At 61.8% G+C, this 26700-nt stretch carries 24 protein-coding genes and 2 tRNA genes; 10 read left to right on the top strand and 16 right to left on the bottom strand.

The window, feature by feature from the left end; all coding sequences use genetic code 11:
* Positions 1-40 precede the first annotated feature (40 nt).
* The 4 genes from cmrA (at position 41) to ONR57_RS20985 (ending at position 3375) form a co-directional block, all read left to right on the top strand.
* Entirely contained in the window at positions 41-847 is an 807-nt protein-coding gene (gene cmrA / locus ONR57_RS21000; protein ID WP_265125657.1) for a mycolate reductase, read from the top strand.
* Positions 848-857: 10 nt separating this feature from the next.
* Positions 858-2537 carry an AMP-binding protein gene (locus ONR57_RS20995; RefSeq protein ID WP_265125656.1) on the top strand — a complete coding sequence of 560 codons (1680 nt, stop codon included), beginning with the start codon at positions 858-860 and terminating at the stop codon, positions 2535-2537.
* A 56-nt stretch (positions 2538-2593) separates the two neighbouring features.
* Complete coding sequence (gene orn, locus ONR57_RS20990; protein WP_265125679.1) at positions 2594-3241, top strand: oligoribonuclease; 648 nt, start codon at positions 2594-2596, stop codon at positions 3239-3241.
* A gap of 61 nt (positions 3242-3302) precedes the next feature.
* Positions 3303-3375 (top strand) — tRNA-His (locus ONR57_RS20985).
* A 53-nt stretch (positions 3376-3428) separates the two neighbouring features.
* Here the strand turns inward: ONR57_RS20985 and ONR57_RS20980 are convergent.
* Complete coding sequence (locus tag ONR57_RS20980; protein ID WP_265125655.1) at positions 3429-4622, bottom strand: Ig-like domain-containing protein; 1194 nt, start codon at positions 4620-4622, stop codon at positions 3429-3431.
* Positions 4623-4907: 285 nt separating this feature from the next.
* On the opposite strand from ONR57_RS20980, the gene ONR57_RS20975 reads away from it, so the two are divergent.
* Positions 4908-4980 (top strand) — tRNA-Lys (locus tag ONR57_RS20975).
* A gap of 172 nt (positions 4981-5152) precedes the next feature.
* Positions 5153-6007 (top strand): type IV toxin-antitoxin system AbiEi family antitoxin domain-containing protein, encoded by an 855-nt coding sequence (locus tag ONR57_RS20970; RefSeq protein WP_265125654.1) that lies wholly within the window; start codon positions 5153-5155, stop codon positions 6005-6007.
* Between the two features lie 44 nt (positions 6008-6051).
* Here the strand turns inward: ONR57_RS20970 and ONR57_RS20965 are convergent, their stop codons facing one another.
* From ONR57_RS20965 to ONR57_RS20940, 6 genes are all read right to left on the bottom strand, one after another.
* Complete coding sequence (locus ONR57_RS20965; RefSeq protein WP_265125653.1) at positions 6052-7584, bottom strand: phospholipase C; 1533 nt, start codon at positions 7582-7584, stop codon at positions 6052-6054.
* Between the two features lie 73 nt (positions 7585-7657).
* On the bottom strand, positions 7658-8752 hold the full coding sequence (locus ONR57_RS20960; protein WP_265125652.1) for an ABC transporter ATP-binding protein: 1095 nt from the start codon (positions 8750-8752) through the stop codon (positions 7658-7660).
* A 26-nt stretch (positions 8753-8778) separates the two neighbouring features.
* Positions 8779-10101, bottom strand: coding sequence for an ABC transporter substrate-binding protein (locus ONR57_RS20955; RefSeq protein ID WP_265125651.1), 1323 nt, complete (start codon positions 10099-10101; stop codon positions 8779-8781).
* Between the two features lie 26 nt (positions 10102-10127).
* On the bottom strand, positions 10128-11027 hold the full coding sequence (locus tag ONR57_RS20950) for a carbohydrate ABC transporter permease (protein ID WP_265125650.1): 900 nt from the start codon (positions 11025-11027) through the stop codon (positions 10128-10130).
* A complete protein-coding gene (locus ONR57_RS20945) occupies positions 11027-11956 on the bottom strand; it encodes a carbohydrate ABC transporter permease (protein ID WP_265125649.1) in 930 nt (309 codons plus the stop codon). The genes ONR57_RS20950 and ONR57_RS20945 overlap by 1 nt, the downstream gene beginning before the upstream one ends.
* Before the next feature lie 112 nt (positions 11957-12068).
* Positions 12069-15554: an indolepyruvate ferredoxin oxidoreductase family protein gene (locus ONR57_RS20940; RefSeq protein ID WP_265125648.1), complete on the bottom strand. Its 3486-nt coding sequence runs from the start codon at positions 15552-15554 to the stop codon at positions 12069-12071.
* Positions 15555-15758: 204 nt separating this feature from the next.
* Here ONR57_RS20940 and ONR57_RS20935 point away from each other — a divergent pair, with 204 nt between their 5' ends.
* On the top strand, positions 15759-16238 hold the full coding sequence (locus ONR57_RS20935; protein ID WP_265125647.1) for an Lrp/AsnC family transcriptional regulator: 480 nt from the start codon (positions 15759-15761) through the stop codon (positions 16236-16238).
* Here the strand turns inward: ONR57_RS20935 and ONR57_RS20930 are convergent.
* Positions 16235-16798: a PadR family transcriptional regulator gene (locus tag ONR57_RS20930; protein WP_265125646.1), complete on the bottom strand. Its 564-nt coding sequence runs from the start codon at positions 16796-16798 to the stop codon at positions 16235-16237. The two genes, ONR57_RS20935 and ONR57_RS20930, sit on opposite strands and share 4 nt — an antisense overlap.
* A 16-nt stretch (positions 16799-16814) precedes the next feature.
* Positions 16815-17204 carry a glyoxalase/bleomycin resistance/extradiol dioxygenase family protein gene (locus ONR57_RS20925; RefSeq protein ID WP_265125645.1) on the bottom strand — a complete coding sequence of 130 codons (390 nt, stop codon included), beginning with the start codon at positions 17202-17204 and terminating at the stop codon, positions 16815-16817.
* 348 nt (positions 17205-17552) lie between these two features.
* Here ONR57_RS20925 and ONR57_RS20920 point away from each other — a divergent pair, with 348 nt between their 5' ends.
* On the top strand, positions 17553-17963 hold the full coding sequence (locus tag ONR57_RS20920; protein WP_265125644.1) for a hypothetical protein: 411 nt from the start codon (positions 17553-17555) through the stop codon (positions 17961-17963).
* A gap of 81 nt (positions 17964-18044) precedes the next feature.
* On the opposite strand, the gene ONR57_RS20915 is transcribed toward ONR57_RS20920, so the two are convergent.
* Entirely contained in the window at positions 18045-18977 is a 933-nt protein-coding gene (locus ONR57_RS20915) for a 2-oxoacid:ferredoxin oxidoreductase subunit beta (RefSeq protein ID WP_265125643.1), read from the bottom strand.
* Positions 18974-20839: a 2-oxoacid:acceptor oxidoreductase subunit alpha gene (locus ONR57_RS20910; RefSeq protein ID WP_308198729.1), complete on the bottom strand. Its 1866-nt coding sequence runs from the start codon at positions 20837-20839 to the stop codon at positions 18974-18976. Before ONR57_RS20910 ends, ONR57_RS20915 begins: the two co-directional genes overlap by 4 nt.
* A gap of 122 nt (positions 20840-20961) precedes the next feature.
* Between ONR57_RS20910 and ONR57_RS20905 the strand changes: the two genes are divergently transcribed.
* Together ONR57_RS20905 and ONR57_RS20900 are read left to right on the top strand one after the other, a co-directional pair.
* Positions 20962-21759 (top strand): 2-keto-4-pentenoate hydratase, encoded by a 798-nt coding sequence (locus tag ONR57_RS20905; protein WP_265125642.1) that lies wholly within the window; start codon positions 20962-20964, stop codon positions 21757-21759.
* Positions 21760-21777: 18 nt separating this feature from the next.
* Positions 21778-21969 (top strand): ferredoxin, encoded by a 192-nt coding sequence (locus ONR57_RS20900; RefSeq protein ID WP_265125641.1) that lies wholly within the window; start codon positions 21778-21780, stop codon positions 21967-21969.
* Between the two features lie 8 nt (positions 21970-21977).
* Here the strand turns inward: ONR57_RS20900 and ONR57_RS20895 are convergent, their stop codons facing one another.
* The 5 genes from ONR57_RS20895 to ONR57_RS20875 all read right to left on the bottom strand — a co-directional run bounded on the left by ONR57_RS20895 (position 21978) and on the right by ONR57_RS20875 (position 26693).
* On the bottom strand, positions 21978-22388 hold the full coding sequence (locus tag ONR57_RS20895; protein ID WP_265125640.1) for a RidA family protein: 411 nt from the start codon (positions 22386-22388) through the stop codon (positions 21978-21980).
* Entirely contained in the window at positions 22385-23674 is a 1290-nt protein-coding gene (locus tag ONR57_RS20890; protein WP_265125639.1) for an NAD(P)/FAD-dependent oxidoreductase, read from the bottom strand. Before ONR57_RS20890 ends, ONR57_RS20895 begins: the two co-directional genes overlap by 4 nt.
* Before the next feature lie 167 nt (positions 23675-23841).
* Positions 23842-24885, bottom strand: coding sequence for a 4-hydroxy-2-oxovalerate aldolase (gene dmpG, locus ONR57_RS20885; protein ID WP_265125638.1), 1044 nt, complete (start codon positions 24883-24885; stop codon positions 23842-23844).
* On the bottom strand, positions 24882-25802 hold the full coding sequence (locus tag ONR57_RS20880; RefSeq protein ID WP_265125637.1) for an acetaldehyde dehydrogenase (acetylating): 921 nt from the start codon (positions 25800-25802) through the stop codon (positions 24882-24884). Before ONR57_RS20880 ends, dmpG begins: the two co-directional genes overlap by 4 nt.
* A 60-nt stretch (positions 25803-25862) precedes the next feature.
* A complete protein-coding gene (locus ONR57_RS20875) occupies positions 25863-26693 on the bottom strand; it encodes an alpha/beta fold hydrolase (RefSeq protein WP_265125636.1) in 831 nt (276 codons plus the stop codon).
* Positions 26694-26700 lie beyond the last annotated feature (7 nt).

The following is a 26700-nucleotide window of genomic DNA, read 5'->3' as shown; positions in this document are numbered from 1 at the left end:
TAGGGGGACGCCGCAGCCACCGGGCAGTACGATCTGCGTCATGCCCTTACCACTTCCCAGTGCTGAGAACCGGGCCGTTGTCACCGGTGCGTCCCAAGGTATAGGTGAAGCGCTCGCTGCTGAACTCGCCGCTCGCGGGTACAACCTCATTACGGTTGCCCGGCGCAAAGACGTGCTCGAGCGCAATGCCGAGAAGCTGTCGCGCCGCTTCGGCGTCACCGTCGAGGTGCGCGCGATGGATCTAGCGGACCGCGGTGAACGCGCGGAGCTGGCTGACGAGTTCGCGCGGCGCGACATCGCGATCCTGTGCAACAACGCGGGCATCGCTACGTTCGGGCCGGTCAGCAAGCTTGATCCGGCGTACGAACGGTTCGTCGTCGAACTCAACGCGGTTGCGGTGCACGATCTGACCCTCGCGGTGCTGCCCGGCATGCTCGACCGCGGCAGCGGCGGCATCCTCATCACCGGTTCCGCTGCCGGAAACATGCCGATCCCCCACAACGCGACCTACGCGGCAACCAAGGCGTTCACTAACTCGTTCAGTGAGTCGCTGCGCGGTGAACTCAAAGACACCGGCGTGCACGTCACCCTTTTGGCGCCGGGACCGGTGCGCACCGACATGCCCCCGATCGAAGACCAATCAGTCGTTGAGCGGTTAGTCCCCGACTTCTTGTGGGTATCGGGTGAATACACTGCCCGTCTGTCTCTTGACGCGCTCTCGCGCAACAAGATGCGGGTTGTGCCAGGTCCACTCAGCAAAGCCATGTCCGTGGCGGGCGGATACAGCCCGCGCGCAGTTGTCGCACCGATTGTCGGGAGCTTCTATAAGAAGCTCGGCGGCGAGTGAAAGGATTCCCATGCCACCTCTGTCCGCACTCTTGCGGTCACGACTGTCCGAGACCCGCGACCTCGCTAAGGGCCTCATCCCGATTACCAAGGCGGGCATCGTTGCGCCCATGCGACCGGATCGGCTCGGGAAGCTCGCGGCCGCGTGGTACCGCTTTGACTTCACGCCAGGCGGACTGATCGCGTTCGCCGCGCGAAGAAACCCCGACCACCTTGCCGTCATCGACGATGCCGGCTCGATGACGTACGGGGAACTCGACGAAACGTCCGAGGCTCTCGCACGCTCGCTCTCCGCAAAGGGCGTCACCGCCGGTGACCGGATCGGTGTCCTCGCTCGCAACCATCGCGGCTTCTTGCAGCTGATCGGCGCGTCCGCACGCCTGGGAACCGATCTGGTCATGCTGAACACGGGCGCTTCAAGTGGACAGCTTGGCGAGGTCATCCGCGAACAGAAAATCCGCTGGCTGTTCCTCGACGAAGAATTCACCGAGACGCTGCCGGAGGACCTCGGGGACGTCAGCGTCGCCCTGTCGTGGACAGAAACCGTAAAAACGGCGTTGCGTAACGGATGGACTACGCAGGACCAACTGATCAACAAAGCACCAGATACGGAAAGCCCGCAGGCGAAGCTGCCCGGGCGTCCGAGGCGCGGCAAAACGATCGTTCTCACATCCGGCACCACCGGTACACCGAAGGGTGCGCGTCGCCCCGAACCGCGCAGCTGGATGCCCGCTTCCGCCCTGTTGTCCCGGTTCCCGCTGAAAAGCAAAGAAGTGTCGTTCATCGCGGCGCCAATCTTCCACACCTGGGGTTTCGCGACGATTCAGATCAACCTGGCGCTGCGCTCGACCCTGGTACTGCAGCGGAAATTCAGCCCAAAGGACACGCTACGCCTCGTCGCGAAACACAAAGCGGCGTCGCTGTTCCTTGTACCGACGATGCTGCACCGGATCATCGACCTGCCAGCCGAGGACCGAAAGGTCGACCTATCAGCGCTGAGGGTCGTGGCGGCGAGCGGCTCCGCCATCCCCACTGGCCTTGTTAAACGCACCCTCAGCGAGCTCGGGCCAGTCCTGTACAACCTGTATGGGTCGACGGAGGTGAGCTGGGCCGCAATCGCCACTCCCGAAGAGCTGCTCGAGCATCCCACGACGGCAGGCCGGGCGCCGCTCGGCACCGTCGTGAAAATCCTCGACGACGACGGAAACGAGGCACCGACCGGCGAAATCGGGAATATTTTCGTCGGCAACGGCATGATCTTCGAGGGTTACACACGCGACGGTGAAGATCGGCACCGCCACGGGAACCTCATGTCCACGGGGGATCTCGGTCACTTCAATGACGAAGGGCTGCTGTTCATCGACGGCCGCTCAGACGACATGATCGTCTCCGGTGGGGAGAACATCTATCCGCGTGAGGTCGAAAATGTACTGAGTGAACTCGACGGGGTACTTGAGGCCGCCGTGATTGGCGTCGACGACGACAGCTTCGGAAAACGCCTCGCGGCCTACGTCGTGCGCAAAGACGGTGACGCGGGAAACGAACTCACTGAGGACGACGTAAAGACTCACGTCAAGCAGAAACTGGCGCGGTTCTCCGTACCACGGGACGTAGTTTTCCTCGACGAACTGCCGCGTAACGCAACGGGGAAGGTCGTGCCGCGTGAGCTTCCCGACCCGGACAACAACTAAGCAGTCCGGGGTCAACGCGGCAGCGACGCCATGACATGCTGGCTACTGTGAATGGAGTGCAAGACAAGCTGGTGTGGATCGACTGTGAGATGACGGGCCTTGACCTCGGCAAGGACAAACTCATCGAAATCGCAGCGCTCGTGACAGACGCGAACCTGAACATCCTCGGCGAAGGCGTCGACGTGGTTATCCATGCCGACGATGCCGCACTTGATGGAATGCAGCCAGTGGTCGCAGAGATGCATCAGCGTTCCGGGCTTACCGAGGAAGTCCGCAGATCAACAGTCACGCTCGAAGAAGCTGAACAACGTGTGCTCAGCTACATCCGGCAGCACGTACCCACAGCATCCACCGCGCCCCTTGCCGGCAACTCCATCGCGACCGACCGCGGCTTCCTCGCCCGGGACATGCCCGCCCTTGACGCGCACCTGCACTACCGAATGATCGATGTGAGTTCGATCAAGGAGTTGTGCCGCCGATGGTATCCGCGCATCTACTACGGGCAGCCAGACAAAGGCCTCGCACACCGCGCGCTCGCGGACATTCGCGAGTCGATCCTCGAGCTGAGGTTTTACCGCCGGACCGCGTTTGTAGCCGAGCCGGGCCCCACTACCGGTGAGATCGCGCAGGTCGCGCGTGATCTGCAACAAGAAATCAACGCAGTTGAGGGGGCCGATTCGGCAAACCCCACCCAGACACGCTAATATCGGGAGTCGCTGCGGGAAGATACGACGGCTGGATGATGTTGTATCTACTGCAAGCATGGTGGGCGTAGCTCAGTTGGTAGAGCACTGGGTTGTGATCCCAGGTGTCGCGGGTTCGAGCCCCGTCGTTCACCCAAAACAAAACCCCGCCCCGGGTTTCCCGGAGCGGGGTTTTGTCTTACTTGTGTCAGGCGTTGCCGGCCTTCCACGTCGACCATGGAATGTTCCAGTCGCCGAGACCGTCAACTCCCGAGAGCGTGCCGCCGACCGTGTTCTGAACGACGACCAGATCGCCAGGCTTGGTGTTGTAGTAGAACCACTGCGCATTGGCGGGGCTCACGTTGAGGCAGCCCGCGCTGACGTTTCGGTATCCCTGGTCACCAAGCGACCACGGCGCGGAATGCACGTAGATGCCGCTGTACGACATCTGGGTCGCCCACTCGACGCGCGTGCGGTACCCGTATGCGGAGTTCACCGGAACGCCATAGGTGGAAGAGTCCATAATCATCGATTGCTGCCGGTCGCCGATGATGTAAGTTCCGTTCGGGGTGGGCGACGATGGCCGTCCGAACGAGACCGGCATGGTGCGCACCGTGGTGCCGTTAACCTGCACGGAAACCGTTTTGGTGTAGTCATCGGCGATAGCGATCACCGAGTCACCGATCGTGAACGTCGACTTGGCGTTGGTTTCGCCATACATGCCGCCGCCGAGGTCATGGCCGTAGACGTCAACGTCCACGGTGACGGTGGTGCCGGGCTCCCAGTAGTTTTCGGGGCGCCACCGCACTTCCGTGTTGTTCACCCAGTAGAACGCGCCCTCGACTGCCGGTTCGGTCGTGATGGTGATGCGATCTTCAGCCGCTTGCCGATCGGCGATCGGCTCATCGAACTGGACGCGCACAGGCTGGCCGATACCGACGACGGATCCGTCCCATGGAAGCGCGTAGGGCTTCGTGAGATTGTTCGGCTGCACCGTGGTGAACTGACTTGATGTCACGGTTGTGCCGCCGGGACCAGTCGCTGCGGCATCAAGGGTGTAGACGCGGCCGTAGCCGAGTACCTCTGTTGTCGTCCAAGATGTACCGTCGTCCGACACTTCCGCTTCGACGACCTTGCCATCCTGGTTGGTCAATGTGACGTCCGTCAGTGCGCCCTCCGAAACCGCGAGCGTGAACGGTTCCAGGGGGTTGATGCCGACAGCACCATCGGGCTGTGATTTGCTGATCGCCGGGCGAGGCAACTGTTCCTGCTCGCCAGCGGGTACCGCGCTGTTGCCGGACGGAACCGTGCACGCGACAGACAAAAAGAGAGCACTGGCTGCGAGTACTGCCCCGCCCACTGCTCGGGTATGTCGATCCGGGCTACTTAGCCGGCTTTTCATGCATCCCACCACATTCGTCATATCTTGTTTGCTGCCGTACGCGTTTAGTTTTCGGTCGGTTGAGACCCGCTTGTTACGCATACTGGACATAAGAGACACAATGTCCGCACGAGGCGGAACCTATCGAAGAGTATGCATGAGTGGGACCGTCCCGGCATAGAGGATGGTGACCTAAGCAACTATCTGTCTCCTATTTGGATGACAACCGCTGTGAGGCCGCCATGACCTGCGGATTTCGTTTCTGACGGCGGACCTGTTACTGTTTCTCACCGCAGCACGATGTGCGCGCCATTAGCTCAATTGGCAGAGCAGCTGACTCTTAATCAGCGGGTTCGGGGTTCGAGTCCCTGATGGCGCACTCCCAAGCCCGCCAGTCGGCGGGTTTTTTGCTGTCCACTTCCAAGTGCAGCGTAATTCGGAAGAATCAGGGCGCAAGGGGCGCCCGGATTCTTCACAATCGGCGCGCGATGGAACCGGTCGTCGTGTGCCGCGTCTAACAGAGCATGGCAATACACCGGTTGACCGCGATCATGGCTCGGAATGACGGCGTGATCACGCTGCAGCAGGCGCTTGCTGCGGGGCTCACGCGGCATCAAGTTAAAGGCAGGCTCCGCACGGGCCGGTGGACTAGGCTGTACCCGGGCGTCTACGTTGCGACCGACCGTGCGGTGGACGCGGCTGTGACGCTGCGGGCCGCGGTGCACGCAGCGGGTGATTCTGCCGTGGCGCACGGTTTGAGTGCTGCGTGGTGGCATGGGCTCCTCACCCACCCGCCCCGGCTACATTACGTCACTATTCCGCACAGCCGCCGAATCACGAAAGCCGAAGGCCGCCGCATCCGGCACCGGGACATCCACAAACACGATGTGACAACCGTTCGCGGCCTGCCGGTGACCGGTCTTCCCTTGACAATCCTGGAAGCCGCAGTGGACCATCCGCGGGGCTCTGTCTTCCTTGATCGTGCGCTGCAGACCCATACGACTCTGGATGCGCTGCGCCGTGTGCACGAGCGTAACAGAGGACGGGCAGGGGCTCGCGCGGCGGAGGTGTTGCTGCAGGCGGCCGGGGAAGGCGGAGCCTCCGCAGCCGAACGGCTTCTTCATCGCTTGCTTCGCCGCGCTGATATCGGCGGGTGGCAGCCGCACGTCCGAAGCATCGGATACGAGATCGACGTGGCGTTCATCCGGGAGCGTGTCGCGATAGAAGTCGACGGTTGGGCGTGGCACCGGGACGCTGCACGGTTTCGCAGTGACGTTGACCGTCAGAACGCCCTCATGAATGCTGGCTGGCTGGTGCTCCGGTTTACCTGGCATCACTTGGCAAATGAGCCCGATCGGGTGCTGAGGGAAATCCGCTCGGCCCTCGCTCGCCAAGGAAGATTGTGAAGGATCAGGGCGCAAGGGGCGCCCGGATTCTTCACAATCACACCTCAGCCGCTTGGCCGGCCGCGCCCGCCCGGCTCCTGTTGTGGCATCGCGTTGGGTGGCACTGGGTACGGCGTGCCCTGGTTGAAGAAGCCGGTGACGATATTGGGGTTGCACTGCACCAGCGCGGCGTGCGCCTTTGGGATCGGGTCGATGAGCGCAACACCACCGGAATCAGGCGCGGCCGCGAAGTTGAAGGCTGAACTCATGTCGCCAACGACGGCGCGCCGCCACGGCGTCAGATTCGGGACGGGTACACCGAAGCGTTTCTCCAGGAGTCGCAGCTGTGACGTGTGGTCGAACGTCTCGGAGCTCACAAGTCCGCCCCGGCTGTACGGCGAGATCACCATGCCCGGAACCCGGAATCCGAGGCCAATGGGCCCAGCGATCCCATCCGATTCCGTGACTGTATTAAGCGGCGCGGTCAAGTACTCCCCTGGCGTGCCGGGCGGGGCCGTGGGCGGCGGCACATGATCGAAGAATCCGCCGTTCTCGTCGTAACTCACGATGAGGGCTGTCTTCTCCCACAGCGCACGGTTCGACGTCAGGATGTCGAGCACCTGGACAAGTCCGACGGCACCGAATGCCGGGGGCAGCGCGGGATGTTCGCATTCCAGCAGGGACGGCACGATCCAGCTGACACTAGGAAGCGTGCCGTTCTGGACGTCCACCTGGAAGTCGTACGGATAGTTCGGCGCGATCCCTTTGCGGTACAGCGCGGACGCGGGATCTGCGGATTGCACGAAGCAGCCGAGCATCCCGTCGAGCAGAACACTAGAAAGCGGTCCATAATCCTTGTTCTGGTACACCTTCCAGCTGACGCCAGCTTCTTCGAGATTCTCCGGGTACGTGCGCCACCTGTATACGTGCTGCGGCAGAACGGGTGGGGTGTAGACGAGCGGACCACCGTGTGTCCCCTCCGGGTCAAGATGAGCGCTTATCCAGTACAACCGGTTCGGGTCAGTTGGCCCCATGACGGAGCAGAAGTAGTGGTCACACAGTGTGAAAGCGTCAGCGAGCTGGAAATGTACCGGCAGATCTTCACGCGTGTAGTAGCCCATCGTTGCGGGGCCGTTTCCTGGTCCCTCATGCTGAAGGTGCACGTTGACCCACTGGTCCATGCGACCGCCGTTCCACGCCCGATGCTGCGGACCCCAGCTGTGGGTCGGGTCGTTGATGCACTCGCCGGACAGGGTCGCCCCGCGGGTGGTGTCGAGCCGGAACGGGTTGAGATATCCGGTGGGTGTCGGCCCGACCCCAGGCGAGTAGCCATACTGCTGGAACGCGGGTGATGCATCGCCGAAACCGCGGACACCGGACAGCGTGCCGAAGTAGTGGTCGAAGGATCGGTTCTCGAGCATCAGCAACACGAAGTGCTCGATGTCATCCAGCCGTCCATGGCCCAGCGGATCCGCGGCGTACGCCCGCTCGATGACTGGTCCCGCCCAGGAGGTGAGCAGGAGCGTTCCTCCAGCGGCGAATGACTTGGCGAAGAATTCCCTGCGGCTCATGCCCGCAAAAGGCCCTGAACTGGCCATACGCGCCCCTGATGTGAGAACGATTTGGCTAATGCTAGCTTTTTTCACACCATGTGAGTCGCGAATGCGTATTTCAGCCGCGCAATCGCTCGCCCGTGACGGAGTCGAAAAACAAGACGCCTCCAGCATGGACACATGCCCGCAGCGTTTCGCCGACGGTGACCGGCACACGGGCTGGGAGTCGCACAACGAGCTGGCCAGATTTGCTCGACCAGGCGTCACCGTGCACCGGAACGCCGTAGGCGAAACCTTCAGACCCCAGTTCCTCGTGCAGCGTCACTCGAAGCGCTACCGAAGATTCCTCTGTCACAAGTTCGAATGTCTCCGGACGGATACCCACGACGACGGTGTCACCACCGAGCCGGCTCAGCACCGATCGCGGTACCGCGATCTTCAGCCCGCCGACAACTGCCCGGCCATCCTCGAGTGGGGCGGTGATCAGATTCATCGCGGGTGACCCGATGAACTCCGCGACGAACACGTTGTCCGGGTCGTCGTACAGAGCGCGCGGCGTGCCCACTTGCTGCAGCTTTCCACCGTTGAGCACTGCCACCCGGTGCCCCATCGTCATCGCCTCCACCTGATCGTGAGTGACGTAGACAGTGGTGACGCCGAGGCGGCGCTGCAACGCTGCAATCTGCGACCTGGTGCTGACGCGCAGTTTCGCGTCCAGGTTCGACAGCGGCTCGTCCATACAGAACACCTTCGGGTGGCGCACGATGGCACGGCCCATCGCGACGCGCTGCCGCTGACCGCCGGAGAGGCGCGCGGGTTTGCGGTCCAGCAGAGGCTCCAGATCGAGCATCCGTGCAGCCTCGGCGACCTTCGCGGCCCGTTCCGCTTTCGGCACGCCCGCGTTGCGCAGCGCGAACGCCATGTTTTCCGCGACAGTCATATTCGGGTAGAGCGCGTAATTCTGAAACACCATCGCGACGTCGCGTTTCGTGGGCGGCAGATGCGTGACGTCCGTCGCCCCGATGTGAATGCTGCCACGCTCAACGGATTCGAGCCCGGCGAGCATCCGCAGTGTTGTTGATTTCCCGCATCCCGAGGGGCCGACGAGGACGAGGAACTCCCCGTCGGCAATGTCCAGGTTCAGTGCGTCCACAGCAACGACATCGCTGCCCTGATAGCGGTGAGTGACATCGTCGAGCCGAATACCCGCCACAGCGGGCCTCCTTTCGTAACGGGCGGTCAGCGCGGCAGGCTGGGCGCGATCTGGCGGTCAATGATCCGCTGGATCTGGTTCTGAACATCCGCGAACGTGGGTTCGACGTCGGCGTTCTGCAGCGCGATGCGCTCAAAACCGGTACCGAGGATCTGGTCGGCCCCAGGTACGAAGACACGCGCGTAGTCCTGCGGGCCAGTGAAGGGCAGTTGGTCGACAGCGGTGCGGGCATTCGGGTTTTCATCGAGATACTGCGCGAATTCGGCTGAGTCAGCGGCTGACTTCCGCACTGGCATGTAACCAACGTTTTGTGCGAAGTACGCGGTGTTGTCCGCGTTGGTGATGAACTCGATGAACTTCAGTGCGTTTTCTTTCCGCTCGTCTGCAATGCCGGACGGGATCGCGAGTCCGGCGCCGCCTGTTGGGCAGCCAGGCGCGTCGGTGCGAGGCAGGAACGCGGTGCCGACCTCAAAGCTGGTCGCCGTCGCCATCATGCCGCTGAGGCTTCCGGTTGATGCGATCGTCGACGCGCACAGCCCAGCTGCGAAATCGGTCGCGATATCGGGTGACACGTTCGCGTATCGAGCCTCGTGGATCTGATCACGGAGCCAGTTGCCCGCCTCGATAGTCCGCTCGTCGGTGAGCTTCAGTTGCCACTCGTCCGAGTACGCGCCGCCGAAGGTCCAGTTCGGCCCCTGGAACGTCCAGGCCAGGTAGTCGACGGCGTTGCCCCAGCTGTGCGCGAACCTGCCGTTGCCGATCGCCTGCTGCAATTCCGGCGCCCACTCCCCAAATTCGGCCCAGCTTTCCGGGCCCCGGTCCGGAAGTCCCACTTGCTCCCACAGGTCCTTGTTGTAGTAGAACAGCGGTGTTGAGCGCGCGTACGGAAGCGCGAAGTGGCTGTTGTCGAACAGATAGTCCGCGAGCAGCGCGTCGACGTAGTCATCGGCATCGACACCAGCGGTGGAGAAATGCGCGTCGAGAGGCTCGATCTGGCGGTTCAGGGCGTAGTTAAACCACCAGACATCTGACAGCACAACGACATCGGGCTGTTCCCCGCCTGCCAGGGATGCGTTGAATTTCTGCGCGACGTCTTCGTAGTTTTTCCCAGCGCTGATCAACTGGACGGTGATGTCGTTCTCCGCTTCGAAACGGCGGATCAGTTCGAGTTCGACGTCACGTGAGGTGCCCGGGTGGTTGGACCAGAATGTAATGCGGTTCCCGCCCCCTGACCCGTTGCCGTTTCCTCCCCCGGCACCGCCGCCGGTACCTGCGCAGGCGGTCAGCGCCGCCGCCGCGGCAGCTGTGCCTGCGAGACCCAGGAAGTGACGTCGATTGAAACCAGCCATTGGGTGTTTTTCCTTCTCTGTCATGGTCAGCCTTTGACCGCGCCTGAAGTCAGGCCCTTGATCATGTGTCGTTGCAAGATGAGGAAGACGATCAGGATGGGCAGCATCGTAAGGATCGTGCCAGCCATCACCGGCCCCCAGTTGGTAAGGCCCTCGTTGTTTTGCAGAAGTGTCAGCCCGACCGGGAGCGGCGCGACGCGGTGATCATCCGACATGAGGAATGGCCATAGGTACTCATTCCATTCGTTGACGATAACGATGATGGCGAATGCCACCATGGTTGGTCCGGAGATAGGCAGTACCACGCGCCACAACAGTTTGACGTGGCCCGCGCCGTCCATCCGTGCAGCCTCGATGATTTCCGAGGGGATGGAGAGGAAGTGGTTGCGCATCAGGAAGGTTCCGAAGGCGACCCCCGCGAGCGGGAGAATGATGCCCTGGAAGGTGTTGCGCCAGCCCCACTCCGCGACGAGCGCGTAGTTCGAGATGACTGTGATCTGATTGGGTACCATCAGCGCCGCGATCACCGTCAGGAACACGACCGTTTTCCCGGGGAAACGCAGGAAAACCAGCGCGTAGGCCGAGAGAATCCCGAGCACGAACTTGATGACGGCGAGTGTTGTCGTGATGATGAGCGAGTTCCGAAGGAACGTGGTGAACGGGACGAGACCCGTCGCGTCCGCGTAGTTCTGCGGGTGGAAAACCGAGGGCCACCACGTCACCGGTTGTACGTACACGTCGCCACGTTCTTTGAACGACGTGATCAGAATCCAGTACAGCGGCAGGCCAATGATCAGCAGTGCGACGGCCATCGCCAGATACCCCCATATTTTGCGTGCGGGGACTCGCCGCCGCGTGGGCGCTGTGGCCGCGGCAGGCTGCGCAGGGGGCAGTACGGGTGTTTCGATCGCGGTGCTCGTGTGCATCAGTCACGCCCCCTATCCATCATTCGCACTTGCACCACCGTGAGGATGAGCAGCGCGAGGAACATCAGGGTTGCCACGGTCGCGCCGTAACCGGCACGGAAATTGAGGAATGTCTCCTGATACACCTGGTACACCATGGTGGTCGTGCCGGTACCGAGCGGCCCGCCCCGCGTCATCACGTGAATGATGTCGAAGACCTGCACGGACGACAGCAACACCGTGATCGAGAGGAAATACGTGCTCGGCCGCAACTGCGGCATGAGAACGCGCCAAAAGGTGGTCCAGCGGCTGGCGCCGTCAATCTGCGCGGCTTCCGTCAAATCCTTGCGCACACCTTGCAGGGCAGCGAGGTAGATGACAAATGTGTAGCCGAGGTTCTTCCAGATGAACGTGAGGGTCACCATGAACAGCGCCCAGTTCGGGTTCTGATAGAAGTCAGGGGATATGAGGCCGATGCGGCGAATGAGATCTTGGACAAGCCCGAAGTTCGGGTCGAACACGAACTGGAAGGCAATTCCCACAGCGGCACCCGAGATGACAAAGGGCGCGAAGATCGCGGATCGAACCAGGTTGCGGCCCTTGAGCTGCTGGTCGAGAAGCAGCGCGAGGGCGAGGCCAAGGATCATGGAGCCGACCACCGTAAACACCGTGAAAATCACGGTGTTCCGCACGATCTGCCACGAGTCAGCCCGCCCGAACCACTCGATGTAATTGTCGAAGCCGATGAACGTCGAGACCGGCGAAGCCAAGTTCCAGTCGAAGAACGACAGCCGGATGTTGTCGACGAGCGGCCGGTACGTAAACAGTGCGAGCAGCAGCAGGTTGGGCCCAGCGAGGGCGGCGAATAGTGCGTAATCGCGCCACGGCCGGCCCCTGAACCCTCGCTTGCCCGTTTCGGGCAGCACTCGCTCGGTCGTCGTCGAAGTCACCCCGGGAGCGTGCCGGTCTCAGCTCAACAGAAGGTTACGCCCAGCTTGAGCACGCGTGGCGCGCAAGAAACATTTGGGGCCGAACCGGTCTCGGCCCCAAACGAGTTCTTTGCTACTGGCGTGCCAGCCGCTGCGCCAGTGCCTTTCGGTACTTCGCCACGTTGCGCATCTTGATGTCCTCGTAGCCTCGGACCATGTCTGGCAGAGCGGCGGTCTCCACAGCGGTGCTGAGCGTTTCGGCGCCGAGGCCCGCGAATACTGTGCGCATCGCACCGATGTATTCGTCGATGAGTTCCCGTTCGGTCTTACGGACCTCTGCCTTACCGAAGGGATCGAGCTTCGTGCCGCGCAGCTTCTTCATCGACTTCAGGCTGCGGAACGCCGGATCGAACCACTGACCGAACGTCATCTTGTTCTTCATGCCCATGGCGCGCAGCATCGGCGGGTGCAGCTTGTAATGCACTTTCGCGCCCTTACCGAACTCGCCTTCGATCTGCTCACGAATCTCCGGGAGTAGCGCAAGGCGCGCAACCTCGTACTCGTCCTTGTACGCCATCAGCTTGTGCAGATACATCGCGACGGTTTCGGTGAGGACGGTCGAGCTCGGCTGTACCGCCTTCTCAGCCCGGTACGTCTCCGCGACGAACGCCACGTACTTCTTCGCATACTTGAGATCCTGGTATGCGATGAGCTCGTCGATGCGGGTCTCGATCGCCTCAGACGGATGCGGCATACCGATCAGCGCGCCAAGCTGCCGTGCCTGCGAGGAAATCGCCCGCTTCTTCGGTTCCTGACGCATCGCGGCGGCGAGCGCATCTGGATCAGCAACTGACTGCCGTCCGCGACGCAAGGCCTGTATGTTCTTCTCCACTGCGACGCCATTCAGAACGATCGCCTGCTCGATTGCAGACTCGCTGATCGGGAGCACACCGGTCTGCAGCGCAGCACCGACGAGGATCATGTTGGCGTACTGCTCGTCACCGAAGAGGCGGTCCGCCAGGTCCGCTGCATCGAGGTAATGCACTTGCTTCGTCGCAGCGTCGATCGCCGAGTGGATCGAGCTGTCGGCCGGATAGGTCGCGCTGGTGTCAGTGACCATCTGGCCCGTAGCGACCTTCGTCGTCGAAATGACGGCGATCGTCTTGTTCGGCGACGCGACCTTGAGGTTCTGCGGGTCGGTCGCGACGAGCGCATCACAGCCCAGATACAGGTCGCACGAACCTTCACCGACCTTCGCGGACAGTTCCTCGGGACCGTCCGTCATCTTGATGTCGGACACCACGGCGCCGCCCTTCTGGGCGAGTCCGGTCTGGTCGAGTGTGCGCACCGCGTGACCGTCGATGACAGACCCCATGGCGAGCACCTGGCTCACCGTCACCACGCCAGTGCCGCCGATACCCATGACGCGCATATCGAACTCGTCGCGGCCTGAGTAGTACTTCGGGTGCGGCAAGTCGTCGAGGCTCAGCGGCGGCAGCATCTGGTGCTGCTGCTTCTCCCCCGGCGTGATTGTCATGAATGAGGGGCAGTCACCCTTGATGCAGGAGTAATCGAGGTTGCACGACGACTGGTTGATTTGGGTCTTGCGGCCGAAGTCGGTGTCGATCGGCTGCACGGAGAGACAGTTGGACTTCTCACCGCAGTCTCCACAGCCTTCACACACACGCTCATTGATCATGACCTTGGTGGTGGGTGTGGCGACCTTGCCGCGCTTGCGCTTGCGCCGCTTCTGCGCCGCACATTCCTGATCGTGGATGAGAACGGTTACGCCGGGGACCTGCGCCAGTTCCCGCTGCACGTCCATCAGGTCGTCGCGCGGACGCACGTCAACGCCCTTCGGCAAGAGCTTCCGGTTGATTCGCTTCGGGTTGTCGCTGGTGATGACCACCTTCGCGACGCGCTCATCAATGAGGATCTTGGTGATCTGTTCGACCGTCATTTCACCGACTGGATGCTGGCCGCCCGTCATCGCGACCGCGCTGTTGTACAGCAACTTATAGGTGATGTTGACGCCAGCAGCGACCGCTGCGCGAACAGCGAGCGATCCTGAGTGCATGAACGTGCCGTCACCGATGTTCTGCACCAGGTGACCTTCTTCGAGGAAGGGTGCCATGCCGATCCATTGCACGCCCTCGCCACCCATCTGGGTCGCACCGGTGACGTTGCCGACCTGCTTTTCATCCATCAGCAGCACCATCGCGTGACAGCCGATGCCGCCGCCGACGAGTGTGTTGTCGTCCACCTTGGTGGACGAGTTGTGCGGACAGCCGGAGCAGAAGTATGGGCTGCGCACTGCGAGCGGTAGCGACAATGTGCGTGCGCGGGGACGCTTGTAGTAGGCCTTGACTGCTTCGATCCCGCGGGGTTTGAGGGCCTTTGCCATACCTTTCGCGACGGTGTCGAGGTCCAGTTCACCTGTCACGGGGAACAGCACCGAACCGTCGACGGCCTTGCGTCCGATAATGCGCGGCGCGTTGACGCGCCCGTACAGGAGGTCGCGGACCGCCGACTCGATGAACGAATGCTTTTCCTCAATGACGATGATCTCTTCGAGGCCGTCCGCGAAGGTCTCGACGATGCGCGGCTCTAGCGGATAGATCATGCCGAGCTTGAGCACACGAATACCGAACCGGGCGAGGTCCGCATCGGTGATGCGGAGCGTGCGGAAAGCGCTTTGCAGGTCAAGATACGTCTTGCCGGACGCGATGACACCGATCCGGTCATTGGCGCCGCTACGGGTGATCTTGTTGAGCCCGTTATTGCGTGCGTACTCGAGCGCGCGCGGCAACCGCACCTCGTGGAGGCTGCGCTCGAGCGCGGCAAGCGTCTTGCCCAGTACCATGCCGGTCGGCTGATGCTTACTTGGTTCCGAGTGACCAAGAAGCGGCGCCGACATGTGCCGGTTGACCTGCACCGTACCTGCGCCATCGGCGACTGCGGTCACAACCTTCAAACCCGTCCACAGGCCCGTAAAACGAGACATGTACTGCGCGTGTACACCGAGTTCGACGACGTCTTGGCTATCACCCGGATATAGCACGGGCATGTACATGTCCGCCATCAGCGCTTCGGACGCTGACGGGATTGTCGAAGACTTCGCACCGGGATCGTCCCCCACTAGCGCCACCGCCCCACCCATGGGGTCGGTGCCGATCATGTTCGCGTGCCGCAGCGCGTCCGTCGACCGGTCGAGACCGGGTGCTTTGCCGTACCAGATTCCAGTGACACCGTCGCACGTAAGCGTGCCGACACCGCGTGTGATTTGACTGCCCATCACCGCAGTTGCGCCGTACTCCTCGTTGAGGCCCGGCTGGTGCACAATATCGAGCTTGCCGATGAGGTTGCGCTGCCGAATGAGTTCGAGGTCGTAGCCAGCAAGTGGCGATCCTTCATAACCGGAGACGAAGGTCGCGGTCTTCACCCCGCTGCGGCGATCCTGGCGGGCGCGATCAAGGAGCATGCGGACCAGCGCCTGAATACCGGTCAGGTATACAACGCCGTCTTCGCGTTCGTATCTCTCATCGAGATAGAAGGATTCGGTCTTCCTTTTGCCGCCAGTGGTGATGTCCGCACCATGGGCAGCCTCGGACGTGGTCATCGTGGCACCTCCTGTCGCGCCTGGAATGGGTGACTCCCGGCGTGAGCCAAAATCGGGTGTGATCCGGCTCATAAATGTCCATGTGCCTACTAGTTAGCCTGATAGGACGGAAACCCCGCAAGTGATGCGCAACACATTGAGCCATTGGTACAGTCAACGCACGATCAGGCATACCCCTGGTGTGCCATCTGCATATGAGGTGATATGGCCCCGGAATTCGATCGGCTCGACCTGACGATCTTGCGGTTGCTCGTGGAACAGCCGAGGGCTGGTGTGCGTGAATACGCGCGTCAACTCGGGATTGCCCGCGGCACCGCGCAGGCGCGCATCGACAAGCTGCAGCGTGCAGGAGTCATCGAAAGCTACGCGCCGCAGATATCCCCCGCCGGCCTGGGGTTCAGCGGCCGCGCGTACATCCATATACATCTGGCCCAGGGACAGCTGGATCAGACGAGCCGATTGCTCGCCGCGATACCCGAGGTCATTGCGGCTGATTCGATCGCTGGCGAAGGTGATCTGATCTGCCAAGTCGTGGCCAAAGACAATAACGAGCTCGAGCGCGTGATCCAGCGGATTATCGGCACACCGGGAGTTGTCCGGACGCGAACGGAGATCGTTTTGAGCCGCCGGATACCGTTGCGCGTCGGGCCGCTGATCGATGCGCTGGCCCGGGAGTTGAGTTAGCGCTCGTCCGCCATCGTGAACGCCCCGCCCTCCAGACGGCTGATCAGACCGCGAGTCCACTCTGCGCGAGTCCTGGCAGTAGTCGTCCACAGCCCGATCACCTCACCAACTGGTCCCCACTCATCGAGGTTGGCATCCGTCGGGACATGCTCACGAATGCTCCGCAACCACAAGTCCATTGCTTCGGCACGCTTGTGAAGGAGTTCGATTGCCTCCGCGCGGGGAAGATCGTCGATGAGGCCCACGGCCGCCGTCAGCTCGTCGAGCTTGTCATCCCTGCCGGAGAGCGCCTCACGGAGCAGCGAGAAGTAGGCGGCTTCCCCTTCGGCCGTCAGCTCGTACTCGATGCGGGGCGGACCTCCCGCATCGCTCGCAGCCTCTTCGTGAACGGCGAGCAAACCGCGCCCGGCCATCGATTTGAGCGCGTGGTAGATCGACCCCGGCGCCGCGGTTGACCACTCGTGCGCACCCCATGATTCCAAGTCGGAGCGGACCTGATAGCCGTGGGCGCACCCCCTCCTGCGCACTGCACCGAGCACCAGCAACCGCACCGCCGACATATGACCTCCGATTAAGTTACTGAGCCTGACTGTTGACCCACCACAGCGTGCCGAATGGATCGACGAATCCGCCCGACCTCGTGCCGTCCTCTAGTTCGCTGACCTCCAGGACCGGTCGGGCCCCGGCGGCAATCGCCCGGGAGAACGAAGTGTCCGGGTCTGCCACTGTCGTCCACATCTGGATGTGCACCGGCTCGTCAGGCGAGTCCAAACACTTCATGCCACCAGGGCCGGAATCCGCGAAGTAGAAGATGTCGTCACCGATTCGCGCCTGAGCGTGAAGCGTCCGCGACGGGTCCTCCGGCAGCGGGACAACCGTAAGCACCTCAGCCCCGAAGACCTGTTCTACGAAGTTCTTGAACACCCTTGCGTCATCCACCATGACGTACGGCGCGAGCGAAGCCATCGCGGCCTCCTTTACTAATCAAATTTGTCTAGACTCACTCTACCGCAGCTAGACAAACTTGACTACTGGACATCGCGCACTCCCGATGAGAGAGGCCTCCGGCCTCGGTCACACGCCCCTGGGGGACGCTCTGGCGACCAGGTCCACATGTCAGTCAAACAGCCTAATTTGCACAAATAGCTCAAACTCCGCGGCATTCTGCCGGATATGCTCCTCAAGCCCCAGCGGGCACAGGAGTCACGTACGCCATGCCTTGTTTCGTCGTCGAGCAGCAGGCACACGAGCTCCGCGCACCCACACCCGAGCTGCAGTGTTTACTGCATGCCCTGGAAATAGGAGACATCTGCGATGAAGAGTCACGTCATCGGGCGTACAACTGCGTTCGCTGCTGCAACAGCACTCGCACTTACCTTGGGCACAGGCGCCAGCGCAGCGGCGGTGACGGGAACTGCCCACGTCACTGCGAGCGGCGACGAGATTTCTTTCGCCCTCGGTCTGACGGGGGAGCCAGGTTTCGCGTGCAACCTGATGGTCGTTTCGAACGACCTTTCATATATGGACGAGGCACATGTTGCCGACGGAGATGAGGATGGTGCTATCGAGGAAACCGTAACCTTCGATGCCCTCCCCGACGGCACCTACTTCACGCAAGCCCTGTGCGAGGATAGTGATCTCATTCCATTCGCCCGAATCGATGGACCCTTTGTGATCCCAACAGCCAACGGCGGCGGCGGCTTCGGAAGCATCTCCGGCAGCTAAGAACTCTCACCCACGCGGTAACGCGATTTCTCCCCGGCCCGTGACTGGGGAGAAATCGCCTTCTCTCTCGAAACACGCCCCCTACTCCACCACCCAGGTGTCATGCCCATCGAGCAGGTACTGCAGGTTCGGCTGCGCCGAAGCTTGCGCCTGCGCCACTTGATCGCGCACCAGGTCGTCGTACGCCGGTCGCTCAACCTGCCGGAAGATACCGATCGGCGTCCGGCCCTCGATACGAGACAAGGCGAAGGCGCCGGTCGGATCGGGGTCAGAGGGGTCGTGGATTCGGCCGTCGACCTCGATCCCCGGCTGCAACCGCAGCAGCAACGATTCGCCATCATCCGTTTTGAGAGCGTCGAACGCGCCCTGGTTGAAAATCGGGCAGTTCTGGTAGATCTCGACGAACGCGGCACCCCGATGACGGGCGGCCGCTTCGAGCACCTCTGTCAGTCCTTGTCGATCAGAGTCGAGCGCACGCCCGACGAATGTGGCGTCCGCGCCAAGCGCCAGCGACACCGGATTGAAGGGATGATCGAGCGAACCCATTGGTGTTGACGAGGTGATCTTCCCGGCTTCGGATGTTGGTGAGTACTGTCCTTTTGTCAGGCCGTAGATGCGGTTGTTAAACAGCAAGATCTTTAGGTTGACGTTGCGGCGGAGCGCATGGATGAAATGGTTGCCGCCGATAGACAATGCGTCGCCGTCACCTGTCACTACCCACACTGACAGGTCTGGCCGCGCGACGGCGAGTCCCGTCGCGATCGCCGGGGCGCGGCCGTGGATCGAGTGCATGCCGTAGGTATTCAGGTAATACGGGAACCGCGAAGAACACCCAATACCGGAAATGAACACGATGTTTTCGCGTTTCAGACCCAGCGAAGGGAGGAACGCCTGCACGGCGTTCAAAACAATGTAGTCGCCACAACCGGGACACCAGCGGACTTCCTGGTCGGACTTGAAGTCTTTCGCTTTTTGCGGGCTTTCGCTCAGCGGGATGAGGTCGAGTCCATTCATCGTGCACCTGCTTTGGCTGTCGTGGGCGCCAGCTGATCGAGCAGCATCTGCTCTACTTCCTCCGCCTTGAACGGCATACCGCTGACTTTGGTGTAGGGAATCGCGTCGATCAAGAACTTCGAGCGAAGCAGCATTCCCAGCTGTCCGAGGTTCATTTCCGGCACAACGACGCGTTCATAGCGCCGCAGTACGTCACCGAGATTCGCTGGTAGCGGGTTGAGATACCGCAGATGTGCCTGCGCGACGCTCAATCCCCGGCGCCGCACGCGGCGGCAGCCCGCACCGATCGGCCCGTGTGTCGACCCCCATCCGACGACGAGCACATCCGCGTCGCCGGTTGGGTCGTCGACCTCTACGTTGGGAACGTCGATGCCATCGATCTTGGCGTGGCGCAGCCGCACCATTGTGTCGTGGTTTTCTGGGTCGTACGAAATGCCGCCCTTGCCATCAGCTTTCTCGAGACCACCTATGCGGTGCTCGAGCCCGGGGGTGCCGGGTATCGCCCACTCGCGTGCGAGAGTGTGTGGGTCGCGCTGATACGGCCAATACTCCCCAGAACCGTCGGGTGCGTTGGGTTCGGTCGCAAAATCTGCGGAAAATTCCGGCAACGTGGAGACGTCAGGGATGCGCCAGGGTTCGCTGCCGTTCGCGATCATTCCGTCCGACAGCACGATGACCGGCGTGCGGTACGTCAGTGCGATCCTGGCTGCTTCCAGCGCGATGTCAAAACAGTCGGCGGGAGATGCCGGAGCTAGCACTGCCACCGGCGACTCCCCATTGCGACCGTAAAAAGCCTGCAGCAGGTCCGCCTGCTCGGTCTTCGTGGGAAGTCCGGTGGAGGGCCCACCGCGCTGGACGTCGACTACTATCAGCGGTAACTCGGTCATCACGGCGAGCCCGATGGTCTCCGCCTTGAGCGCGAGACCTGGGCCCGATGTTGTGGTAACCCCGAGCGCCCCGCCGAACGAGGCGCCAAGTGCCGCACCTACCGCGGCGATTTCGTCTTCTGCCTGAATGGTCGTGACGCCGAAGTTTTTGTGCTTGCTGAGCTCATGCAGGATGCTGCTTGCTGGCGTGATCGGGTACGACCCAAGAAGGACGGGCATGCGCGCGCACTGCCCTGCGGCAACAATGCCGTACGCCAGGGCGATATTGCCGGTGATCTGCCGGTACTTGCCCGGCGGTAACCGCGCGGGCGGAATCTCGATGCGGGCGACCGCCGATTCGATCGTCTCGCCGTAGTTCCAGCCAGCATGCAACGCGAGAACGTTCGCATCCGCGACAGCGGGTGCCTTCGCGAATTTGCGCCGCAAGAACTGCTCGGTGTGTGCGACAGGCCGGTGGTACATCCAGGACAGAAGGCCCAGGGCAAACATATTCTTACAGCGGGAAGCGTCCTTCTTGCCGACGCCCGCGGGCGCGACGGCACCCTCGGTGAGCGACGTCATCGCGACTGGGTGAACCTGGTAACTGTCGAGCGAGTCGTCTTCGAGTGGGTTCGTGGTGTATCCCGCTTTTTGTACGTTGCGTTTGGTGAACTCGTCACTGTTCGCGATGATGACGCCGCCGCTACGCAAATCTTTGAGGTTCGCGTGCAGGGCCGCGGGGTTCATGACGACCAGTACGTCGGGACGGTCACCAGGTGTGAGGATGTCGTGGCCAGCGAAATGGATCTGGAACGATGAGACCCCTGGAATGGTGCCTTGTGGGGCTCTAATCTCGGCTGGAAAATCGGGGAGTGTCGCGAGATCGTTGCCGAAGATGGCGGTGGAGGACGCGAAGCGTTCTCCTGTGAGTTGCATGCCGTCACCGGAGTCCCCCGCGAACCGTACTACAACCCGCTCTGTCGTGTTGTCTGCCATTCGGTGTGGTTCCTTTGTGTCACGTCCGCACGGGATCGTCCGCGCGTTACCCCTTCCCACACTAATAGAACACGTTCTACTATTCTAGTGGGGGTCTAGTGCACCAACAGACGGAGAGCTATATGGAAGCGGGAACGATTTCCCAAGCCGCACAGGCAATCCTGGATGCCTACGAGACGGGGAAACCTACAGAGCCCATCATTGATCACTTTCCCGGATCTACCATCGAAGACGCGTACCGCATCCAAAAGGAAGTCGTCCAGCAGTGGCTCGCTGGTGGTGACACCATCAAGGGACATAAGGTCGGTCTGGCATCGCTCGCGATGCAAACACAAATGGGCGTAGACCAGCCGGATTATGGACACCTCCTGACATCGATGTTCCATCTGGAACATCTGCCCATCGACGCGACTCGCTATCTCCAGCCCCGCATCGAACCAGAAATCGGATTTGTCCTGGGGCGACAGCTGACGGGGCCTGGCGTCACCGTTGCCGACGCTGTGCGGGCGGTCGATTACGTCGTTCCTGCGCTGGAAATCGTCGATTCACGCATCCGGGACTGGCGCATTTCGATCGTCGATACGATCGCGGACAACGCGTCATCCGGCGGCGTAGTACTCGGGAGCAAGCCGACGCTCCTTCACCAGGCTGATCTCGCGAAGATCAGCTGCGTCATGAGCATCAATGGGAAAACCGTCGGCACGGGAGTCGGCGGAGCTGTGCTGGGCTCCCCCATCAATGCGCTGGTCTGGCTCGCCAACACGGTCGGGCCCCTCGGCACGACACTCGAACCCGGACATGTCATCCTGCCGGGCTCGATGACGCGCGCCGAGTCAATCAGCGCTGGGGACTCGGTCACCGCGTTCATGGGAGAGCTTGGCGACGTAACAGCAGTTTTTTCGGATAGCGACCAGCGCTAGCTCGAGGAGGACAGAGATATGAAAATTCAGGTCGATACCAACGCCTGCGTGGGCACGGGATTCTGCGAGGCAATCCGCTCGGACATCTTTGAAGTCGGCGACGATGGTGTCGTCCAACTGCTCATAGAAGACTTCACTGAGGCTGACCGAACTGACATAGATGAGGCCGTCGCTCAATGTCCCATGGGAGCGCTGTACGTCGACGAGTGACTTTTGTTCTAGTCTCCGAGCACGGCGGTAGCGTCAATCTCGACAAGCCATTCAGGCCGGGCCAGGGCATCGACCACCAGGCCGGTGGACACTGGATACACGCCCTTTAGCCATCGCCCCATCACCCGGTAGACGGCTTCGCGGTAGCGGATATCCGTCACGTAGACAGTGACCTTGACGATGTGCTCGAGCGAGCCACCCGCTTCCTTCATGAGCATGTCAATGTTGGCCATGGCCTTTTCCGCCTGGGCTTCAACATCACCGATACCCACGCTTTCGCGCGTCTCCAGATCTTGGCCGATCTGCCCGCGCAGATACACCACGCCATTGGCAACCACGGCCTGACACAGATCGTTGTCCAGGTTCTGCTCCGGATACGTTTCCCTGGTATTGAAGCGCCGGATTCTGGTGTGTTTCACTGGTGAGCTCCTACGGGATTGAGTTGTGGACGGGCGTGGGGAAGCCCATGCTGGCGGTATCCACGCTGAATCTCGATGTGATCCGCGATGTATTTGGCGTCGTGCCACACTCCCCAGATGAAGCTGGATCCGCGTCGTGACTGCCAGGGCAGGCCCAGAAAATAGACTCCCGGCTCGGGCGAGACACCACGTTGATGCTTGGGACGGCCTTTCTCATCGACGGCGTCAACGCCGAGCCAGCTGTAGTCAACACTGAATCCGGTTGCCCAGACGATCGTGGTGACACCCGCAGCGGCTAAGTCGACGGAGAGCAGTGGGCTGATCACGCTTTCCGGGTCCGGACCTAGCACGTGAGCCTCGGACTCCTCGGGGAGATCGAGACCGTTGCACTCAACGTATGCGTCGGCTTCAGCGAGGAGCGCGAGATAGTTGGCATCGCCACGAGCGATGTTGTCTCGAAGGTCCGGCGCGAAGTGCAAGATTCCGTTTTCGTACGACCCCGCCATTCCAGCAAGCTGAATGCCGCTCGCGGCAAGTCCGCGGAAGTCGACCGTCTGGCCGCCGCCGGCCCCACTGACTGAGATCGTCACATGCTCCGCGCCCTGCGGCGGCGCCACGGCGTCCCACTTGTTGAGAACACCCAGCCACCAGCAGAAATCGCGACCGCGATACCGCCGCGGGGGCCGGTCGTGGGGGCCTACAGAGAGATAGACCTGGCGTCCTGACTTCTGTAGTTCGTCGGCGATCTGCACTCCCGAAGACCCGGCCCCCACCACAAGAACAGCGCCGTCGGGCAGCTGTCGCGGGTTGCGGTACGAACTCGAGTGGATCTGGTGGAAACCCGAATCATCCGGAACGACCGGCGGGATAACCGGCCGCTGAAACGGCCCGGTCGCGGCGACTACGAACTGCGCGCCTATTGTTCCCTTTGACGTCTGCACATGGAATCCGGGACGGCGGTCGAGCTTGCTGACGGAAAGCACCTCAACACCGCACTGGATCGGCGCGCTGAACTTCTCCGCGTATTTGACGAAGTAGTCGGCAACCTGGTCCTTCGGGGCGAAAGCGTCCGGAGCGACGTCACTGAATTCCATGTTGGGGAATCGGTCGTGCCAGGCCGGCCCGTTCGCCACCAGGGAGTCCCAGCGCCCGGTTCGCCACCGCTCGGCAATACGGTCACGTTCCAGGACCAGATGCGGTACACCGTGCTCGGTGAGATGCTCGCTCATTGCGACGCCAGCTTGCCCGGCTCCAACGACGAGGACTTCGGTCTCTTGATGTGACATCGTGTACTCCACCCGATAGGTAAGTGAGAGTCGCCGCGTGCCATACATCGGACGAACCGCCCCAGTCGAGCGGTAATTCTGCGGCGAAATGTGATCTGGTACTCCTAGTCTCGGTCCGCCGCAGTACAGAAAGCAAATAGTGGAAAATGTCGTTCTTTATCTAAAGATCAGATGCAAAGCGATGCACGCTCTTCCTGGATTTCGAGCGCAATACTGATGATCATGTCTTCCTGACCGCCGACGTACCGGCGCTCACCGCAGCGGTACAGGATTTCGTGGGCGGGTACGCCGTACCGTTCCGCAGCCCGCTCCGCGTGCAGCAGGAACGACGAATACACACCCGCAAACCCCTGCACGATCGACGACCGGTCCATCACCGGAAGCCTCGTAATGAACGGCTTCACAACGTCCTCGGCAGCCGCCATCAGCGCATCCTTGTCGACACCCGCAGCGATCCCGAGCCGCTCGAACGTCGCAGCGAGAACCTCGGTCGGAGAGTTGCCTGCCCCAGCTCCCAGAGCGACGAGTGAACCATCGATTTGTCGCGCCCCGGCCCGATACGCCAGAACCGAATTGGCGACGCCGAACGACAGGTTTTGATGCCCGTGGTAGCCGACCTGCGCGTCCCCGCCCAGTTCTGCCACGAGCGCCGCGACACGGTCCGCTGCGGCCTCGAGAATGAGCGCTCCTGCCGAGTCGACCACGTACACACACTGGCAGCCTGCGTCGGCCATGATGCGCGCTTGCTTGGCGAGCTGCTCCGGGGTCACCATGTGCGACAGCATGAGGAAACCGACCGTCTCGAGACCCAGTTCCCGCGCCGCGGTGAAATGCTGAACAGAGACGTCCGCCTCGGTGCAATGCGTGGCGATGCGCACGGCACCGGCGCCCAGCTCGCAGGCAGCCTTCAAGTCTGTCACGGTGCCCAGGCCAGGCAGAAGAAGTACTGCGATTTTCGCCTGCTTCGCGGTTTCCACCGCGGTGCGAATGAGCTTGCGCTCGTCCACCAGAGAGAATCCATAGTTGAAGGTCGAGCCGCCCAGCCCGTCCCCGTGGGAAACCTCGATGAGTGAGACTCCCGCCTGGTCGAGAGCGGCGACAGTGTCACGCACATTCTCTTCGGTGAACTGATGCGCCATCGCGTGGCTACCGTCGCGCAGCGTTGTGTCGACGATCCGCACCTCACGCTCCACGTCATCCCACTGATTCACTTGAGGGCTCCTTCTTTTTCGCGCGCGATCTGGGCCGCGAGCACGTCACCGACCCGTGCTGCCGCAGCTGTCATGATGTCGAGATTTCCGGCGTACTCGGGCAGATAGTCGCCGGCGCCCGCGACCTCGAGGAACACTGCGACCCTGGCCCGCCCGTTCCACCCGCGCCGTGGCGGGTCGAACTGCGGGTCCGCTTTGAGGCGGTACCCAGGCACGTACACCTGAACATCGCGCACCATCTGATGGATCGACTCCCTGATCGCGTCCTTGTCTGCGTCCGGGTCAATCGCACAGAAGATGGTGTCGCGCATAATCATTGGTGGATCGACCGGATTGATGATGATGATTGCTTTGCCCTGGTCAGCGCCGCCGACTTTCTCGATACCTTCCGCAGTAGTGGCGGTGAACTCGTCGATGTTGGCCCGCGTTCCCGGCCCAGCTGATACGGATGCGACGGAAGCAACGATCTCCGCGTAAGGCACCGGGGTCACGCGCGATACGGCATGCACGATAGGGATGGTGGCCTGCCCGCCGCAGGTGATCATGTTGAGATTCGGCGCATCGAGTTGCTGCGGCAGGTTAACGACCGGACATGTGAACGGCCCCAGCGCGGCGGGCGTCAGGTCGATCGCTTTGATGCCGGCTTCGGCGTAGCGCGGCGCATTCGCTTTGTGCGCCTTGGCTGACGTCGATTCGAAAACGATGTCGGGCAGTTCTGATTGCGACAGGAGCCAGTCCACTCCCCCTGCGGATGTCTCGATCCCCTGGCGCGCGGCGCGCGTGAGTCCGTCTGAGTTCTCGACAACACCGACCATGTAGCGGACGTCGATCTTGTCACTGCGTTTCAGTTTCGCCAGCAGATCAGTACCGATGTTGCCCGGCCCGACGATCGCTGCGGTGACCTTAGTGGTAGCCATGAACCACCCTCCATAAGAACGTGTTCTACCCGGTAAGAGTAGAACACGTTCTCTTTTGTGTCACGGCGCGCTTGTGTGTGCTACCAGTTCTCGCACGAACCGCTCCCAATTGTGCGGCAACAAGTCATGCCCCTGCGCTGGAAGAACCACGAAGCGCGAGTCCGGCACCGCCCGAGCCAGCGCCTCACCGTGCGGAAGCGGAAACACCGGGTCGAGTTCACCGTGCAGCACGAGCGTCGGCAAGGTGAGGTCAGCAAAACTAGCATCATCCGGATGGCCTAGCTCGGCTAAGAAGTGGTTGATAAGTGCCGGTCGCAAGTCGCCAGAACGTTCGGCATCAGCCTGCACAAGTGCCCGCGCCGCCGCGTCGTCGTAGAACGGTGACACGTCATCGCATGCCCGGACCTGTGCAAGCATGAATTCGACTTGTGCGCCCAGTTCCGAAAGGCCGGAAGGCGTCTCTGGGAACGAGGCTTCCGGTGCCGGCAGGCCCGGCTCACCGGTCGACGTAGAAATGAAGGTCAATGAGGCGAACCGTTCGGGAGCGATCAAACCCAGGTGCAGCACAACGCCCCCCGCCATGGAACAACCCGCCAGGTGCGCGCGCTCGATCCCGAGGGCATCCAAAACCTCTAGAACATCGCGTGCCAGGTCCGCGTGCGAGTAACCCGGGCTGCCCACCGGGTACTTCGTTGACAGGCCGGTGTCGCGCTGGTCATAACGGATGACGAATCGCCCAGCGTCAGCCAGCAGGTCGCAGACAGCGGCGTCCCACCACAACATCGACGCGCTCGCACCCTGACACAGCACGATGGCCGGAGCTCTCGGATCGCCAAAGGTCTCCGCGCATATCCGCACGCCGTCGGGCAACGCAATCATGTGAACGCCCATACCTGGA

It is taken from the genome of Hoyosella sp. YIM 151337 (assembly GCF_026041215.1).
GTDB lineage: Bacteria > Actinomycetota > Actinomycetes > Mycobacteriales > Mycobacteriaceae > Hoyosella.
Note: the sequence above shows the minus strand (reverse complement) of the source record. Positions and strands in the feature narration are given on the sequence as shown.